This is a genomic window from Bariatricus sp. HCP28S3_A7 (assembly GCF_052066375.1).
Lineage (GTDB): Bacteria > Bacillota > Clostridia > Lachnospirales > Lachnospiraceae > Allocoprococcus.
The window spans coordinates 1-17,031 of record NZ_JBQHSG010000040.1; the positions used below are offsets into that span (position 1 = coordinate 1).

Below are 17,031 nucleotides of genomic sequence, written 5' to 3' on the forward strand. Positions count from 1 at the left end.
TTCCTTCTTACTGTTTTTAGGTTTGTTAAATCTGTCGATTCAACCGTTCTTGAAAAATCTCTTAAAGAATTTTCAGGGTTGTTGTCTATTGTTTAGTTATCAATGTTCTTTCTTCTCTGTCTCGCGACAGCTATATTAGATTATCACATCTTCAAGCTTCTGTCAAGACTTTTTTATTTTTCTTTTTTGCCGATCCGTTCTTCGGAACTCTGTTCTTCAGATCGACAGCTTAAATAGGTTATCACATCTTTCGACGTTTGTCAACAACTTTTTTCTTATCAGACTTCTGCATGCCGCCCCCTGACCTCTGTCTCAGCCCTTTCGGAAATCAGTTATGACCCGCTGCCCGGCCCCTCATTTCTGATTCCTGTCCGGTCAACGAGTCATATCTTACCACTTACTTCCTTAATTGTCAATGTTTTTTCTCTTTTTTATTTTTTTTATGCAATTCAGATAGTTTAATATAGATTTTTCCAGTTACATTATATATTTTTTTATAACCGTATAATTTCCTGTATCTATCTAAATACAGTTATTAATTTCATTATGTAATTATGTTCGTATAATAATGTCAGAAATTCATCTTCACGAATCATTCCCATAAGTGTTTTTCCAATCTCAGTCGTATATAATAATGTGATTCCTACAAAAATAAACCCAACAATAATCAAGGAAATAGATGCACCTACAAACATTCCTGCCAATCTGTTCAGGATTCCCAGAACCGGCAGCTCAGTAACGAAGTCCAAAGCAAATACGATTGCTCTTACAACGATTGTCACAATAACAAATGTTCCCAAAAAGGAGATAATATCAATAACCAGCTTAGCAAAATATTTGCTGATATATTCCATGAAAGTAGTGGCTCCCAATGCACGATAAACTTCGCTGTTATTATTGCTCAAAAGCAATTCTTTAAACACATCCGGAATATCGGATCCCTCAATTGCCGCAATCTGAGCCTGGCGCGGTATCTCCGCATCATTCAGAATTTCCGCTGCTTTTTCCTGCGTATGTCCCTCCAGAATTCCTGGGGAAATTCCATATTTTGCGAGATCCTCACCCGATACCTTTCCATCCACAATATCCTGCACTGTAATTCCCGCCGTCGCCAACTGTTCTTCTGTAACTCCCGCTCCAGCCAGTACTGCTCTCACCTGTTCTTCCGTCAATCCCTCTGCTGTCTGTCCTCCGGAAATTAATTTTGTAACAGTATGAATGCATTGTTTTTCCAACATTTCATCCACCGGAGTAAGGGAAATGACTGCCTTACTCACATAAGGCGTAGCAACAAATACCACCGCAATCGTAAAAAGCGTCGCAACTAATGACACCGCAATCCGCACGGCCCCTCTTACAAATCCGACAAGTACTCCTACTAATAAGATACCAACAACTATAATCAATAACCAATTCATACGCACTCCTATTTCACCAGACGAATTTCTGCTATACCATCGGCGTTCATCACTAAGTATTTATTTATTCCCTGAAGTGGCAGGATCTCCATAATCTCTTTATCCATCTCCCCTTCAAATTTTTTTACCCCAAGTTCAGAATAAATCAAACTCTTCTTTCCATCATACATGATAACATTGCCATTTGAAACTTTAATATTACTGTACTCCCCTTCAAAATCTCTGGACAATGCCAGATTACCGGACATATTATAAAGTCTCAGTTCATAGCCTTCTGTTCCCACATTTTGTAATATAAATCCAATATATTCTTTATCATAGAAAACACTTTTTATTTCTTTTTCAATTTCCACTGTTTTTGACAATTCCGGCTGATTTGTACCTCTGTAAATCAAGAACGCCCCATCACCGATAAGGACTGATGTTTTATTGTTTGCGAAAAAAGATACAGGAATTACCTGGTTTTTATAAATCTCTTCTGCCACCGGCACACCGTATTCTTCGTCAGTATTTGCAAAATCATAATACGCCACTCGAGTCGCCTCTACTCCATCTGCTACGCATAAATAAGAAATCTGAAGTATCGTTCCATTCGGCGAAAGCGACATCCCGATTGGATAACCTTGTCCACTCAAGGAAGTTCTGTGCTCAACCAGTACATTCCCTGCCGCATCATAACACACTACTTGCGGTGTACTCTCATTTTTGAGCAGTACACTTACAATTCCATTTTCCGAAATTGCGAACTGTTCTATTGGATAATTTGTGTGAATTTCACCACGAAGTCCTTTCTTATCAAATACATAAATATCATTTCCTCCTCGATCTGCCGTCGCTGCAGAATTGCCAGCTACATGCACCAAAGGATTCTTGATCTGATAAGGCTGATTCCACTGTTCCTCTCCTTTTTTATTCAGAAAAGCAATTCCATCACGACTATACTTCAATACTCCCGTTGAAAACTGCACATAGCTGCCGCCATTATTTCCTCCGCTTCCATACTCCTGCATCACCCTTGTCTGGCCATATGTCTGCACCTCGATCAAAAGAAATGTACTGATAACCGCCGCCAAAATCGTTAAAATCGTCAAAATTCCTTTTCTCCGTATACGGCGTCTGTGCACCTTTATTTTTTCCTGCAGATCCCCCATAGGATCTCGTAACTCTACTATAACTCCCATATCGTGTCCTTTTTCTTTCCGTCATTTATTATATAGTATATCACTTTCTGCTCTAGGGCAGCAATAATTTCTGTCCAATGAAGATCAAATCCCCGTCCTCAAGCCCATTCATCCTGCAGATAGCATCTACATGTCCGATATCACCGTAAACTCTTTTACTGATCTTAGCAAGCGTATCGCCCTTCTGTACAATGTAAATATCTTCACTCATCTCCTGGATCGTACTGGAAGCCGTATTGCCTGCTATATCCGCCTGTGCCCCATCTAAATTTCCTGAAGTATCGTCTGACGTTTCTCCCCCATCCCCTTCTCCCTGATTCTCATTTTCAGGCTGTGCTGTACTTTCTTCTTCTCCGCTCGGATTCTCCGGTTTTTTCTCTTCCATCATAGCTGTGACACTGTCTCCGGAAGCTGAGGCCTCTGTGGTCTCTTCAGTACCAGATCTTTCTTCATTTCTTGCAACACTTTCTTTTATATCTTCCACAGATGACTGAACGGAACGCATTTTATCATAATTATTGATCGTCGTAACTCCCATCACCAATACAACAAGAACCAGAAAGACACTGGCCGCATACATAAATCTGGAATTACGCTTTTGTTCCTGAAACTCAAATCTTTCTTTTACAATATTACGAAACTCCTTTGCAGCCTTATCTTCCACAGCTTCACTGGGAGTCACGCCGATCTGTTTTCTTGCGCTTACCATATAATTCTGCATGGCCGGATTTTTTTCATAATAAATATAATGGCCTCCTATCGGCATCAGCTCACCATATTTATGTGCGAAAAACAACTCATCTGTCCCCGATGGTTCTTTCAAAATCAAAACCGTCCCACTTTTACCAAAATACTGCTCATGCAGTTGCCGCAAATTACTATTTAATACGGCAGGATATCCCGGAAGACTTATGAACCATCCAAGCATCTCTCTTCCACCGAAATACTCACTGCAATCTTCCCGAGCTTTCTCCCATGTCTCCCTTGCGATCACAATATCCATTCCATCAATCCCTATCTCTTCCATACGGACCGCACCGGAAATATACACAACCTCCTGATCATCTGATCTCACTATACGACCGACCAGGAACGCCCCCACCGGTTCCTCATCTGTATTTTCACAAATCTGGCTCAAAAAGGTATCTACATAATCTTCTACATAAATCTTTGGAGTATCACTTACATTTCCTATCTGACGTACGTTTTTGGGAAATCTGTTTTCCATATACTCTCACCTCATCAAAATAATTATTTGGCTTATGATAGCATATGGAAATCAATTATTTTATCGCTTTGTGTCTATCAGATAATTAAAATACTCGACAAGCCGGGACAAATCTCTTCGAATTCTTGTTGTATCTGCATTTTTTCGCCGACTTGTCTCGCATCCTCCACAATATTTGTCTGTCAGGGTCGTAATCCAGGCTTCTCTGGTATGTGGGATTGTAAAAAATGTAACCGGCCACATATGACTTCGTATAATATCACGTTCAATGTCATTCAGATCAAAAAATTTTTCCGCATTCTTCAATGCTGTTTCAGGATGTGTCAGACCGTGAAAATGGTCCCCTGTTTTTCTGGCATGTGTATGCCAATCATATAAAAACAGGTCATGCAGCATTCCTCCTCTGGCCGCCGAACGTGCATCCAGCTTAAAAAAGCGGCACCATTGATAATTATAATATGCGACGTGCATACAATGCTGATAACAATTACTGCTACCGTGGTGCGGATACAATTTCATACGGAGCACCACCGGATGTTCTGCAACATCACGGATACAATCATAGAATTCCTTATTCCATTCACGGCGGAGTTTCTGAAGACGCCCTGCCATTCTTTTTCGGAAAGCCTGCATAATTTCCTCCCTCACTCTTTCCATAAAGAGCTGCATTTTTTTGACATTGTTAGTATACCAGAATAGCCGCATTTTCTATAGTATTTTTGATAAATTTAGGAAAAACATAAGATTTGATCGAAAAACAGGCGGTTTTCGTTTTCGAAAACCGCCTGTTTTTCACTTCAGATAAAACAACTATTTTACAAATGCTTTTACTTTTTCATAAATACTGTCAGCGTCCAGACCATATTTCACAATCAGCTCTTTTGCCGGACCAGATTCGCCAAATACGTCATTTACACCGATTTTCAGAACCGGCGTCGGGCAATTTTCAGATAACACGTCACACACAGCACTTCCAAGGCCGCCAATTACAGAATGTTCCTCAACTGTAACAACTTTTCCCGTTTCCTTTGCTGCCGCAAGAATCAGCTCGGTATCCAGCGGTTTGATCGTATGAATGTTGATCACTTTCGCATCAATTCCGTCTGCTGCCAGTTTTTCTGCTGCTGCAAGAGATTCGCTGACCTCAAGTCCGGTTGCAACAATCGTTACATCTTTTCCTTCTCTTAATACGATACCTTTTCCGATTTCAAATTTATAGTCCGGGTTGTCATTAATTACCGGAACTGCAAGTCTTCCAAAACGCATATAAACCGGTCCCTGATGCTCATAAGCTGCAAATACTGCCGCCTTTGCTTCCACATCATCAGATGGGCTGATAACTACCATTCCCGGAATTGTTCTCATAAGAGCAATGTCTTCGTTACACTGATGAGATGCTCCATCTTCTCCCACAGAGATACCCGCATGTGTTGCTCCGATCTTTACATTATTCTTCGGATATCCGATAGAATTGCGTACCTGTTCGAATGCACGTCCTGCTGCAAACATAGCAAAGGTACTTGCAAAAGGAACTTTTCCTGTTGTAGCAATACCTGCCGCAACCCCCATCATATTTCCTTCCGCGATACCGCAGTCAATAAAGCGCTCCGGAAACGCTTTCTTGAACACGCCGGTTTTTGTAGCGCCTGCGAGGTCTGCATCCAGAACGACTACATCATCATGTAATTTACCTAATTCTGCCAAAGCATTACCGTAGCTTTCTCTTGTTGCAATTTTCTTTACTTCTGACATAATGCTTCACCTACTTTCTCTAAATCTTCCATAGCGATCTTATACTCCTCATCATTTGGAGCTTTTCCATGCCATCCTGCCTGATCTTCCATGAAGGAAACCCCTTTACCCTTTACAGTCTTGGCAATAATAGCTGTCGGCATTCCCTTGGTAGCTCTTGCTTCCTTGAATGCAGCATCAATTTCATCGAAATTATGTCCGTCAATATTGATTACATGGAAATTAAATGCTTCAAATTTCTTATCAATCGGATATGGTGAATTTACTTCATCAATACGTCCGTCAATCTGAAGGTTATTGTTATCCACAATCACTACCAGGTTGTCCAGTTTTTTGAATCCTGCCAGCATAGAAGCCTCCCATACCTGGCCTTCCTGAATCTCACCATCACCAAGAAGTGTGTATACACGATAGTCATCTCCGGAAAGTTTTGCAGAGATCGCCATACCAACAGCAGCAGAGATTCCCTGTCCCAAAGATCCGCTTGACATATCAACGCCCGGGATATGTTTCATATCCGGATGTCCCTGAAGATAAGAACCAGTATGACGAAGTGTCGTCAGATCCTCAACCGGGAAAAATCCTTTGTGAGCCAGTGCAGAATAGTAGCCCGGAGCAGTATGTCCCTTTGATAATACAAAACGGTCACGGTCCGCTTTCTTCGGATCTGCCGGATCCACGTTCATTTCTTCAAAATATAAATATGTATAAATATCTGCTGCAGATAAAGATCCGCCCGGATGTCCTGATTTTGCAGCATGCACTGCTGTAACGATACTTTTACGGATTTCATTTGCAGTTTTCATAAGTGCTAACTTGTCCATGAAATTTGCCTCCTGATGGAATGTTTATATGAATGTTACTTTCGACCGTTTATACTTACTCTCCAAAAACAGCCTTATAATCAGCCTGGAATTTTGCGATTCCGGCATCTGTAAGCGGATGATGTGTCATCTGTTCAATTACTTTATACGGTACCGTTGCGATATCTGCACCTGCAAGTGCACAGTCAGTTACATGGATCGGATTACGTACACTTGCTGCAATGATCTGTGTATCAATATCACCTGCTACGGCGAAAATCTCTGCAATCTCGCTGATCAGATCTGTTCCACGTACAGAAATATCATCCAGACGTCCAAGGAACGGAGAAACATATGTAGCTCCTGCTCTTGCCGCAAGAAGTGCCTGGTTTGCAGTAAAGATCAGTGTAACATTTGTCTTAATTCCTTCTGCGCTTAAAGCTTTGCAAGCCTTCAGACCTTCTACGGTCATAGGAATCTTTACAACCATATTCGGATGAATCTTAGCGATCTCTCTTCCTTCTGCGATCATTCCTTCAGCATCTACTGTTGTAGCTTTTACTTCTCCGCTGATCGGTCCGTCTACAATAGAAGCGATCTCTGCGATAACTTCTGAAAATACACGTCCTTCTTTTGCGATCAGTGATGGATTAGTTGTTACTCCGCAGATAACACCCATGTCATTTGCTTTTCTGATGTCTTCAACATTCGCTGTGTCAATGAAAAATTTCATCTTTTTCTCCTCCTTAAAATATAAGAAATCTTTTCCGCAATTCGACAGCCTGATTCATTTTTTACTGCCGCCCGGTTTATTTAAATTATATCTCATTCAGGAGAAGTTGGTCAATAGCCTTGTATTTTTATTAATAATTTATTTTATTAATAATCGCAAATTATTAACTACATTTATATCTTATTTTACTAATCAACCAACTGTTTTACCGCTATTTTCAAGATTTGTCTTTTAATTTATTACTAATATTTTTTGCTTTTGAACTAATTTTAGTTTTTGCATACGAAGTTGTCCCTCTCACGATCAATTTCGGTTCATATTCAACATGATAGGTGCTGATGGGTTGAAATTCTGAAACCTTGCTGTTCTGCGAAGCAATTTTTTTCATAATGATATCACAGGCATCTCTTCCTTTAAAGACCACAAAATGTTCAATCGTTGTAAGCGATACCTTGTGCATCTTTGCAAACAACGTGTTATCGCACCCCATGACCGAAATATCTCCCGGCACTTTGTATTTTTCCGACTGAAGTGCATCCAGAATTCCGAATGCAATCATGTCATTCAACCCTACGATAGCCGTTACATCGTTCTGTTCCCGCAGCAATTCTTTTGTCAGGTCATATCCAATCTTATACTCTGAATCAATATTCGGAACACTCATATCAATTTTCTCATCCGCAGCTTTGATGATCACATTCTGTTTCAATCCTCTCGATTCAAACTCTTTCAGGAATCCTTCCACACGTTTGGACCGCTGCTTCTGCCGGGTTGTGAGCGGAGGAGCGATATATGCGACTTTACGATGCCCCAGTTCCAGAAGATGACGTGCCATCAGACGGCCCAGTTTAGAATTGTCCAATTCTACCGCATCAACATTTAATCGTTCATTCTGATTGTTAACGACCACGATCGGTATGTGTTCCGCAAGTTCTTCTACAAGTTCCATAAAACACCTGCTCGGATTACATGTATAAATTATCCCAAGCGGTTTTAACTCCCACATCATTTTCAGATAACGTTCTTCCATTTTCAGTTCACGCTGCGTATTACAGATGAACAGCCCAAAGCCCTGTTCTTTCGCACGAGTTTCAATCCCCTGGAGAAGCATCACATAATATGGATTTGTCAAATTAGGGCAAAACACAACGATCAGCTTCTCCTTTCGGCTTTCCTTCCGCTTCTTTCTTTTGGGAATCTCATATCCCATTTCCTCTGCAGCCTGTTCCACCTTTTGTATTGTCTCTTTCGAAAAAGAAACATTATATTTTCTGTTCAGCACCATAGATACTGTGGCCTGCGAAACGCCAGCCGCTTTCGCAACATCTGAAGAAGTGACTTTTTTCTTTCCCATGAAGCTCCTTTCCGGAATCATTCCCAAATATCATTTCAGTCTATACTCACTGTTTCTACAATTCAGTACGTCCTTCCAGTGCACGTAATAGTGTGACCTCATCGATATATTCCAGATCTCCGCCTACCGGTACTCCGCTGGCGATCCGACTCACCTTGATTCCGGTTGGTTTAATCAGTTTACTGATATACATCGCCGTCGTTTCGCCTTCCAGGCTGGAATTGGTCGCAATGATCACTTCCTTCACATCTCCTTGAAGACGTGCCATAAGTTCCTTCAGCCTGATGTCTCCCGGTCCAATTCCAAGCATGGGAGAGATCGCTCCATGGAGCACATGATACACACCGTTATATTTTCCAGTTTTTTCATATGCACCCATATCTCTTGTATTTTCCACAACCATAATTGTCTGATGATCTCTTTCTGTACTTGCGCAGATCGGGCACAGCTCCTGATCGGTAAGTGTGCAACATTCTTTACAGTACCGCACATTGTTCCGCGCTTCGACCATCGTATTTGCAAGCTGTTCCACCTGTTCTTTCGGCATATTTATCATATGAAAAGCCAGCCTTGCGGCTGACTTATTTCCGATCCCAGGCAGTCTCGACAGTTCTTCAATCAATTTGGTAATCTGACTGCTGTAATAATCCATGATTTATTCTCCTTGTACGTTCTTTTAGAACATTCCCGGCATTCCTCCGCCTATTCCACCTGTCAGTTTACTCATCGCAGATGCATTGGCGTCCTCAACCTGTCTCAGCGCCTCATTCGTAGCAGCTACGATCAAATCTTCCAGCATCTCAATATCATCCGGATCTACGACTTCTTCCTGAAGTTTTACCTTAAGCACTTCTCTCTTCCCGCTGACAGTAACTTCCACAGCTCCGCCTCCGGCAGTTGCAGTAAATTCCTTTGTCTCCATCTCTTTCGCCTGTTCTTCCATCTGACGCTGCATCTTCTGTGCCTGTTTCATCAGATTTGCCATATTCCCCGGCATTCCTCCACCCGGAAATCCTCCTCGTTTTGCCATAATAATAATCCTCCTTGAATGCTGCAATCTCTTCCCCGACAGCCCTGCTGCCGGTTTTATTCATCTTCAATGGTAATATCCATATGAATCATTTTTTCTATATCCACAAAACTGTCCTCGAAATGCCGCCCTTTTTCAACCTGACGAACTTCAATATCAACCGTTTTGCCGATTTTCTTTTCTATCAATTCCTGAAGTTCCTGCTTATGTGAATCGCTCCCAACCACACTTGCACTGATTTCATCCGGGAGTACGATTAGAAGCTGATTCTGTGCCCCTACACTCAGTCTTGCCTGCTTTAAATACGTTCTCAGCATACCGGATGCTTCATTTGCAATCCCGCGGAAATTAGACACTACCTGCTTTACATCCTCTGCGATCGCCTTCGGAAGCTTTGGTTTCGGCGCCTCTGCCGGCGCATCTCCGTTCACATACACCACTCGTTCTCCGGCAGGTGCTGCTGTAATCCCTTCCTCCACCTGCTTCTCCAGAGCGCGAATTCGATCCAGCAGACTGTCCCGGGTCGTTTCCATCTGCGGTCTGCACAGCTTGATCAACGTCACTTCCAGCAGAACTCTCTTCTGCGTCGCGTATTTCAATTGATTGGTAAGCTCCGAGAAAATACGGATATAGCGCAAGAGCACTTCATCCTCTATCATCTGTGCTTCTTCTTTGAGCTGCACCAGATTCTCTGTTGATACATCCAGCACATCTTCCATATTATCAGAGCTCTTTACCAGAAGAAGATTTCTCAGATACCAGGTAAAATCCGCAGCGAGCTGCGACAGTTCCCTTCCCTGCATGACCAGTTCATCCACCGTTTTCAGTACTGCTGACACATTCTGAGAAATAATTTCCCGCAGAAGACGGCTGAACACCTCCGTATCCACAGCTCCCAGGACTTCCAGTACATGATCATACGTCAGTTTTTGTCCCAGATAAAACGCAATGCACTGATCCAGAAGACTGAGCGCATCACGCATGGAACCATCCGCCGCTTTTGCCACATACCGGATAGCTTTCTCCTCTACATCTACCTGTTCTTTCTTCATCAGATCCGTCAAACGCGCTGCAATCGTGTCAATCGTAATCCTTTTAAAATCATAACGCTGACAACGTGACAGAATCGTAATTGGTATCTTATGGGCTTCTGTTGTAGCCAAAATAAAAATAACATACTCCGGAGGTTCCTCCAGAGTCTTAAGAAGTGCATTAAATGCCCCGATAGAAAGCATATGCACCTCATCGATAATATAGACTTTAAAATGGCCTTCTGTCGGACGGTAGGAGACCTCTTCCCGGATCTCCCTGATATTATCAACGCCATTATTGGAGGCCGCATCAATTTCAATCACATTCATGGAAGTGCCCGCCGCAATGCTTTTGCACATCGGGCACTCCCCACATGGACTTCCATCCACCGGATGCTCACAATTCACTGCTTTGGCAAATATCTTCGCCACAGTCGTTTTCCCGGTTCCCCTTGTTCCGCAGAACAAATAGGCATGTCCGATCCTCTCTGCCTTTATCTGATTTTTTAATGTTGTAATAATGTGATCTTGTCCCTTCACGTCCTCAAATTCCGTAGGCCGGAACTTGCGGTATAAGGCAGTATATGACATGTTCTTTTACTCCTCAGTTTCTATTCATTTCCAAAACTGATACCGGTCATCCTTGCTTCTTTGATAATATCGGAATTCGGATCAACCATCTTCAGCTTTCCGGCCACCTCAGCAAGCGGCACTTTCTTAATCTGTCCGTTCTTGATTGCCACCATGTAGCCGTAATCTTCTTTCAGAATCAGATCCGCGGCTGCGGCACCCAGACGCGTTGCAAGAACACGGTCATACGGGCATGGTGTTCCGCCTCTCTGTGTATGACCCGGTACTGTAATACGTACTTCCTGATCGGTACGGTTCTGGATCTTCTCAGCCAATTCATATGCAACAGAAGGATATTTCTTCTTTGCCTGTTTTTCTTTCAGTTTCTTCTTCGGAAGCGCTGCATCTTCCTCAGAAATTGCTCCCTCCGCCACTGCAATAATCGTAAATCTCTTTCCAGCTTTTGCACGGGCATTGATTGCATTGATAATGGTATCCAGTTTATACGGGATCTCCGGCAAAAGGATAATATCTGCGCCGCCTGCAATACCGGCATGAAGTGTTACATATCCCACTTTATGTCCCATTACCTCTACGATGAATACACGGCTGTGAGATGTTGCTGTGGTATGGATTCTGTCAATCGTGTCGGTTGCAATATCCACCGCACTCTGGAATCCAAACGTCATATCGGTTCCCCAGAGGTCATTATCAATCGTCTTCGGCAGTGTAATTACATTCAGTCCCTCTTCTCTCAGAAGATTGGCTGTCTTATGAGTTCCGTTTCCGCCAAGTACAACAAGGCAGTTCAGATTCAGCTTGTGATACGTATGCTTCATCGCTTCCACTTTATCAATGCCGTCCGGTCCGGGCACTCTCATCAGTTTAAATGGCTGACGGGATGTTCCGAGGATTGTTCCGCCGACTGTCAGAATTCCCGAGAAATCTCTGGAAGTCAGCATTTTAAAGTTGGAATAGATCAATCCCTTGTAACCTTCCTGAAATCCATAAATCTCCACATCATCACGCTTTGAGAAAATCGCTTTTACAACACCTCTCATTGCCGCATTCAGTGCCTGGCAGTCTCCGCCGCTGGTCAGCATTCCTATTCTTAACATTGCTTCTCATCCTTTCTGTCCTTTTAGAGCGTCCGCATACAGATAACGTCTCGCGCCGCCCACATTTCTTTTATTATAACTGATTCTTTCTCCAGAAACAATAGTGGACTCTTTGGAATTATTTTGTAAGGACTTCCGCACCGTCTTCCGTAATCAGCACCATATATTCCACTTGTGCAGAAAGTCCGTCATCCTCCGTATAAACTGTCCATTCATTTTCTTCATCAACAAAGAAATCCGGGCTTCCCTCATTGATCATCGGCTCGATCGTGAAAATCATTCCCGGTACCAGAAGCATCTCGCTTCCCTTCGGGGTCACATAGCTCACCCACGGATCTTCATGAAATTCCAATCCGATTCCATGACCACCGATATCTTCCACCACAGAATATCCGTTCGCCTTCGCATACGTATTGATTGCATCGGCAATATCCCCGAGATGATTCCACGGTTTTGCCTGTGCAAGTCCCAGTTCTACACATTCTTTCGTAACTTCAACCAGTTTTCTGGCACGCTCACTGACATTTCCTATCATAAACATTCTGGAAGCATCTGAAAAATAGCCATCCAGAATCGTTGACACGTCCACATTGATGATATCTCCCTCTTCCAGAATAATGGATTCATCCGGAATCCCGTGGCAGACCTCATTGTTGATTGAAGTGCAGACACTTTTCGGAAATCCCTGATAATGAAGCGGAGCGGGAATTCCTCCATGCGACACAGTAAAATCATAAACAAGGCGATCGATTTCTTCTGTACTCATTCCCGCATGAATGTGTTCAGCCACATGATCCAGCACTGCCGTATTCAGCCGGGCACTCTTTTTAATTCCTTCAATCTGTGGGATCGTCTTCAAAATATCACGAGTCGGCACAATCTCTCCTTTTTCCTCATGATATGCAATCCTCTCCTCAATGGCAAGATGGCATTTTTTGTATTTCTTACCGCTTCCGCACCAGCATAATTCATTTCGTTCCATATGATTCATATTATTACCTGACTTTCTTATTTTTTACTATTTCACATAACCGATAAATGTATTTCCGCTAGCTCCGACCTTGCTTTCCATTTCTGCAAACGTAACAGAGTATCTCTTCCCGTCCGCCGGATCCAGATATGCAATATTCGTTTTATTATATCCGATGACCAGCACTGTATGCCCATTCTCAAACATCGCAATAACTGGTGTCTCACGGCTGATCGTATATAGGATCTCTTCCGTTGTACATCCGGTCAGGTCCAGCCCCTCCCCTCCGATATACGTACTGAGAATCGTTTCCGGAGATTTCCCATCATTCAGCTCTTTCACCACATCAGCTGTTTTTCCCTCTTTTTGAAGCATCTGCTGCAAGCAGGCAGCCATTGCGGTTTCGCCCTCTTCCATCTGGAATTCCGTCATATTCTCCACCTCATACACGGAAGGCCAGTTTCCTCTTTCCCAAACATACGCCTGTCTGGAGGAAACCGCAACACCGTTCACTTCATTGGCTTTTATCACAGCATAACTTGCGCGTTCATAAACTCCCTGCAATTCTCCAAGCGCATATACATAATACTTGCCATCCATCGTTGACTCATCAAACCGAATCGTCATCGACTTATCGAACAATACCTGCTTTGGCTTGAGGAGCTTGGCATTACTGTCTTTGATTCCGTCTTCATAAGTCAGACGCATTACTTTCTGCCGCGTATCTTCTGTATAGGACTCCAGTTTAATGTTACTCTCTGCCTGTTCTTCGTTATTTGTGATATAATCCGGCGTGATCGCCATATAAATATTTCCGTTTTTCGCTACCCGGTTCAGCTGCAGCATATTATCATTAATATAGCCATCCAGCAAATACACATCAGCCACTTCATATGTCTTCACAATTTCCTGTTTCTGGTTGATAATCTGCAGCTTATACATCGGGTACACAGACTGACCCGCAAGTGTCTGCCCTCCGTCTTCTGACTTAAGCGTTCCATATGCAAAATCATCCTTAATAAATCCTACTGGTTTCAGATATTCACCATTTTCCGCATCAATTTCAAAAGAATCCCCAGTCTGCAAATTCAAAACCGTAATCTTTTCCGATTCATTTACTTTACCGCCGATTCCCTGATACGCAAGCAGATGCCCGTCTTGTGAAGCCGTATACTGTCCGTTTTCAAGCCCTCGAACAAGGACTTCCCTGGTATCTTCTTCCATGTCAACGCTGTAAAGGGTTCCATCCATCATCACATAAAGCATTTCGCTTTTATTGCTGTAGTACACATATTTCCCGAGCTCTTCTTTCATGACATAATAGCCTTTACTGCTTGGAACAAACGCTTTCTCTGCCACCGAATTCTTCTCACTGTCAAAATAGTATACCGCAACACCGGTCTCTCCTTCATGTGTCCCCCGGTTCATATATCCCGACACGGTAAATGTTGTATTTCCCACTTGATCCACCGATACAATATGAATTTCATGGCGGTCATAAAAGTTACGAATATCTACATTCTCTGCATCTGCAAAGCTGAATACCAGCGACATCTCATCGGCATCTTTGTCATAATTCCAAAGTTCATTATTCTGCACGAAAGAAACAATTGTACCCTCTGAATTAATCTGATATTCCAGATCCACAGGTGCGATTCCCAGCAGGATTCCCTTACTGCCAAGTGCCTTCGTTGTACCGTCAAAATTCTGAGTCATTGTTCGATTATAATCCATCAAATACTGCTTATCCCCCACAACTCTGACGCGGAAGAATTCCTTCACTGTATACAATGCCTCCGGATTGTCACTTACCCCGGCACACCTCACACGATAGGTCAATAAGATGGAAGTATATGTCTCATTACACTCTTTCACTTCCCACAACACATCTCCAGCAACCTGAGGCCTTAGTTCTCCCCATACTACATGATTCAAATCCGAGTGAATCGTAACTGTCTGATAAGTAGAAACCGCACCGTCCGATGTCGTCTCCAGATAGGGCTCCAATTCATCTGTCTGCTCTTTCTTCATGGCCCGCTCATGAAAAGTATTTGCAAAATCCAGACATGTTTTATAATTGCATCCTTCCTGATTTCGAATTCTTGTATAATAATATACATCCTCATTTTCTAGGTGGAGGGTCACCTTAAGTACACGTTCTTCATCCAGTATTCCATCGCCCTTTAACTTGAGTGTTTCCACATCACCAATCTCTTTTAACGTCTCCTGCTGCAGACATTTTTCGCCGTCCAATGTAAATACCTGCCAGGTCATCTTCTGAACCTGAGTGTCATATTTTTCGAGATGCAGTTCTATCTCACGATTTTCCACCGGAGTGAGTGTATCGCGCATTGATGGGATCTCCATGTCATTCTTATACCCAGGAATGGAATTAATTTCATACCCTTCCGTCACAAATGAAATTCTCGGCAATGTTGCACCATCCATATCAGCACTCATGTCCGTATTCCCACGATTGGTCAGATAACTGAACACAATCACTGCCATGATAAACACGGCAGTAAGAACACTTGCGCGCACCGCTATTTTTTTAATCATATATTTCACCCTTTAATAATTTTCCCAACGTAGGCTGAACATGCAGCATTTTCTCGCATGCACAGATTGCCTCATCATTGTCTCCCCGTTTTCCCGTATATACGGCCCGTATCAATATATTCTTCGGCGTATGTTCCATATCGATAAATTCCAGAATCTGTGTATCATACCCTTCCCTTTTTAAATACTCCGCACGGAGCGAATCTGTCACAAGTGCCGCCATCCGTTCTTTAATCAGCCCATAGGAAAACAGCGGCGCAAGCACTTCATTTGCCATTTGCCCATTGAGCTCATGCTGACAGCAAGGAACCGAAAGAATGACTTTGGCTTTCCATCCCACAGCTTTCGCAAGCGCAAAATCCGTCGCTGTATCACAGGCATGAAGCGTCACAACCATATCTCCCTCGTCGCTTCCGGTATAATCTGCAATATTTCCTTCCAGGAACTTCAGTTTCCTGTATCCATATTTTTTTGCAAGCTGATTACACGCTTCGATCACATCTGTTTTCAGATCCAGTCCAATGATACGGATGTCATATCCATTCAGCTCGTGCAAATAGTAATACATCGCAAAAGTCAAATATGATTTTCCACAGCCAAAATCCAGGATCGTCACTTCTCTGTCCTTTGGCAGCTGTGGCAGAATATCTTCAATAAACTCCAGGAAACGATTAATCTGGCGAAACTTGTCGAACTTCGTACGCACGATTTCTCCCGTCTTCGTCATAACTCCCAGATCCCGCAGAAAAGGAACCGTTTTCCCTTCTTCCAGAATATAGTGCTTCGCACGATTGTGCGAATAATTCACTTCTTTCACTTCAGCAGTCTGCAGTCTCTTCTGTATCGTCATCTTGCCTTTCTTACTAACAAGAACCTGGTAGCGGAACTGCCTTGTTTCCATCTGCATCTGCTTGAAAACTTTCATCTGGTTTTCCACATATTCCGAAGTCGCTTCCGCCTCCAGATTCAGATGAAACGCCTGATTGTTCCTGTATTCTTCACATTGAAAAAGCAGTCTGTCCTGCTTCATGACCGGACGTATTTTAACCTTCACCGTCCCATCTTTTTCCCGCGGATTACTGAGCACCGCAGAAACAAAATCTATATTAAAACTTTTATCCAAAACTGATTTTAATGTATCCATAATATACTCCTCTGAATCATAGTCGAAGATACCCTAAACTCCCATGCCCGCACACTTGGCACCACCATAAATGAAACTGTGTAAGCCGGAAGGTATTGAGTTTGTTTATGCCGTTCTGTATACTTATAGTAACGGCAAAG

General features: G+C 42.8%; 15 protein-coding genes. All 15 read right to left on the reverse strand.

Features of this window, described 5'->3' with window-relative positions:
* Positions 1-518: 518 nt before the first annotated feature.
* Positions 519-1,418, reverse strand: a complete 900-nt coding sequence (locus ACTNA4_RS15040) for a CvpA family protein (RefSeq protein ID WP_441030862.1) — start codon at positions 1,416-1,418, stop codon at positions 519-521.
* An 8-nt stretch (positions 1,419-1,426) separates the two neighbouring features.
* Complete coding sequence (locus tag ACTNA4_RS15045; RefSeq protein WP_427808041.1) at positions 1,427-2,599, reverse strand: DUF5711 family protein; 1,173 nt, start codon at positions 2,597-2,599, stop codon at positions 1,427-1,429.
* Between the two features lie 52 nt (positions 2,600-2,651).
* The gene (locus tag ACTNA4_RS15050) at positions 2,652-3,827 is read right to left on the reverse strand and encodes a LysM peptidoglycan-binding domain-containing protein (RefSeq protein ID WP_441030865.1); all 1,176 of its coding nucleotides are present in this window, start codon (positions 3,825-3,827) and stop codon (positions 2,652-2,654) included.
* 60 nt (positions 3,828-3,887) lie between these two features.
* On the reverse strand, positions 3,888-4,439 hold the full coding sequence (locus tag ACTNA4_RS15055) for a phosphohydrolase (protein ID WP_427820555.1): 552 nt from the start codon (positions 4,437-4,439) through the stop codon (positions 3,888-3,890).
* Positions 4,440-4,637: 198 nt separating this feature from the next.
* Entirely contained in the window at positions 4,638-5,579 is a 942-nt protein-coding gene (locus ACTNA4_RS15060) for a transketolase family protein (protein WP_427808045.1), read from the reverse strand.
* Complete coding sequence (locus tag ACTNA4_RS15065) at positions 5,567-6,403, reverse strand: transketolase (RefSeq protein WP_427808047.1); 837 nt, start codon at positions 6,401-6,403, stop codon at positions 5,567-5,569. Before ACTNA4_RS15065 ends, ACTNA4_RS15060 begins: the two co-directional genes overlap by 13 nt.
* Before the next feature lie 55 nt (positions 6,404-6,458).
* A complete protein-coding gene (gene fsa / locus ACTNA4_RS15070) occupies positions 6,459-7,115 on the reverse strand; it encodes a fructose-6-phosphate aldolase (protein WP_427808049.1) in 657 nt (218 codons plus the stop codon).
* 217 nt (positions 7,116-7,332) lie between these two features.
* Positions 7,333-8,469 carry a LacI family DNA-binding transcriptional regulator gene (locus ACTNA4_RS15075; RefSeq protein ID WP_441030868.1) on the reverse strand — a complete coding sequence of 379 codons (1,137 nt, stop codon included), beginning with the start codon at positions 8,467-8,469 and terminating at the stop codon, positions 7,333-7,335.
* Between the two features lie 55 nt (positions 8,470-8,524).
* Positions 8,525-9,121, reverse strand: a complete 597-nt coding sequence (recR, locus tag ACTNA4_RS15080) for a recombination mediator RecR (protein ID WP_427808053.1) — start codon at positions 9,119-9,121, stop codon at positions 8,525-8,527.
* A 24-nt stretch (positions 9,122-9,145) separates the two neighbouring features.
* On the reverse strand, positions 9,146-9,499 hold the full coding sequence (locus ACTNA4_RS15085) for a YbaB/EbfC family nucleoid-associated protein (protein WP_427808055.1): 354 nt from the start codon (positions 9,497-9,499) through the stop codon (positions 9,146-9,148).
* 56 nt (positions 9,500-9,555) lie between these two features.
* Positions 9,556-11,121: a DNA polymerase III subunit gamma/tau gene (dnaX, locus tag ACTNA4_RS15090; protein ID WP_441030871.1), complete on the reverse strand. Its 1,566-nt coding sequence runs from the start codon at positions 11,119-11,121 to the stop codon at positions 9,556-9,558.
* A 20-nt stretch (positions 11,122-11,141) separates the two neighbouring features.
* Positions 11,142-12,218: a 6-phosphofructokinase gene (locus tag ACTNA4_RS15095; RefSeq protein WP_427808059.1), complete on the reverse strand. Its 1,077-nt coding sequence runs from the start codon at positions 12,216-12,218 to the stop codon at positions 11,142-11,144.
* A gap of 118 nt (positions 12,219-12,336) precedes the next feature.
* The gene (locus ACTNA4_RS15100; protein ID WP_427808061.1) at positions 12,337-13,200 is read right to left on the reverse strand and encodes a methionyl aminopeptidase; all 864 of its coding nucleotides are present in this window, start codon (positions 13,198-13,200) and stop codon (positions 12,337-12,339) included.
* Positions 13,201-13,236: 36 nt separating this feature from the next.
* Positions 13,237-15,747, reverse strand: a complete 2,511-nt coding sequence (locus tag ACTNA4_RS15105) for a hypothetical protein (protein WP_441030873.1) — start codon at positions 15,745-15,747, stop codon at positions 13,237-13,239.
* Positions 15,740-16,891, reverse strand: a complete 1,152-nt coding sequence (locus ACTNA4_RS15110) for a class I SAM-dependent methyltransferase (protein WP_441030876.1) — start codon at positions 16,889-16,891, stop codon at positions 15,740-15,742. The genes ACTNA4_RS15105 and ACTNA4_RS15110 overlap by 8 nt, the downstream gene beginning before the upstream one ends.
* Between the last annotated feature and the right edge of the window lie 140 nt (positions 16,892-17,031).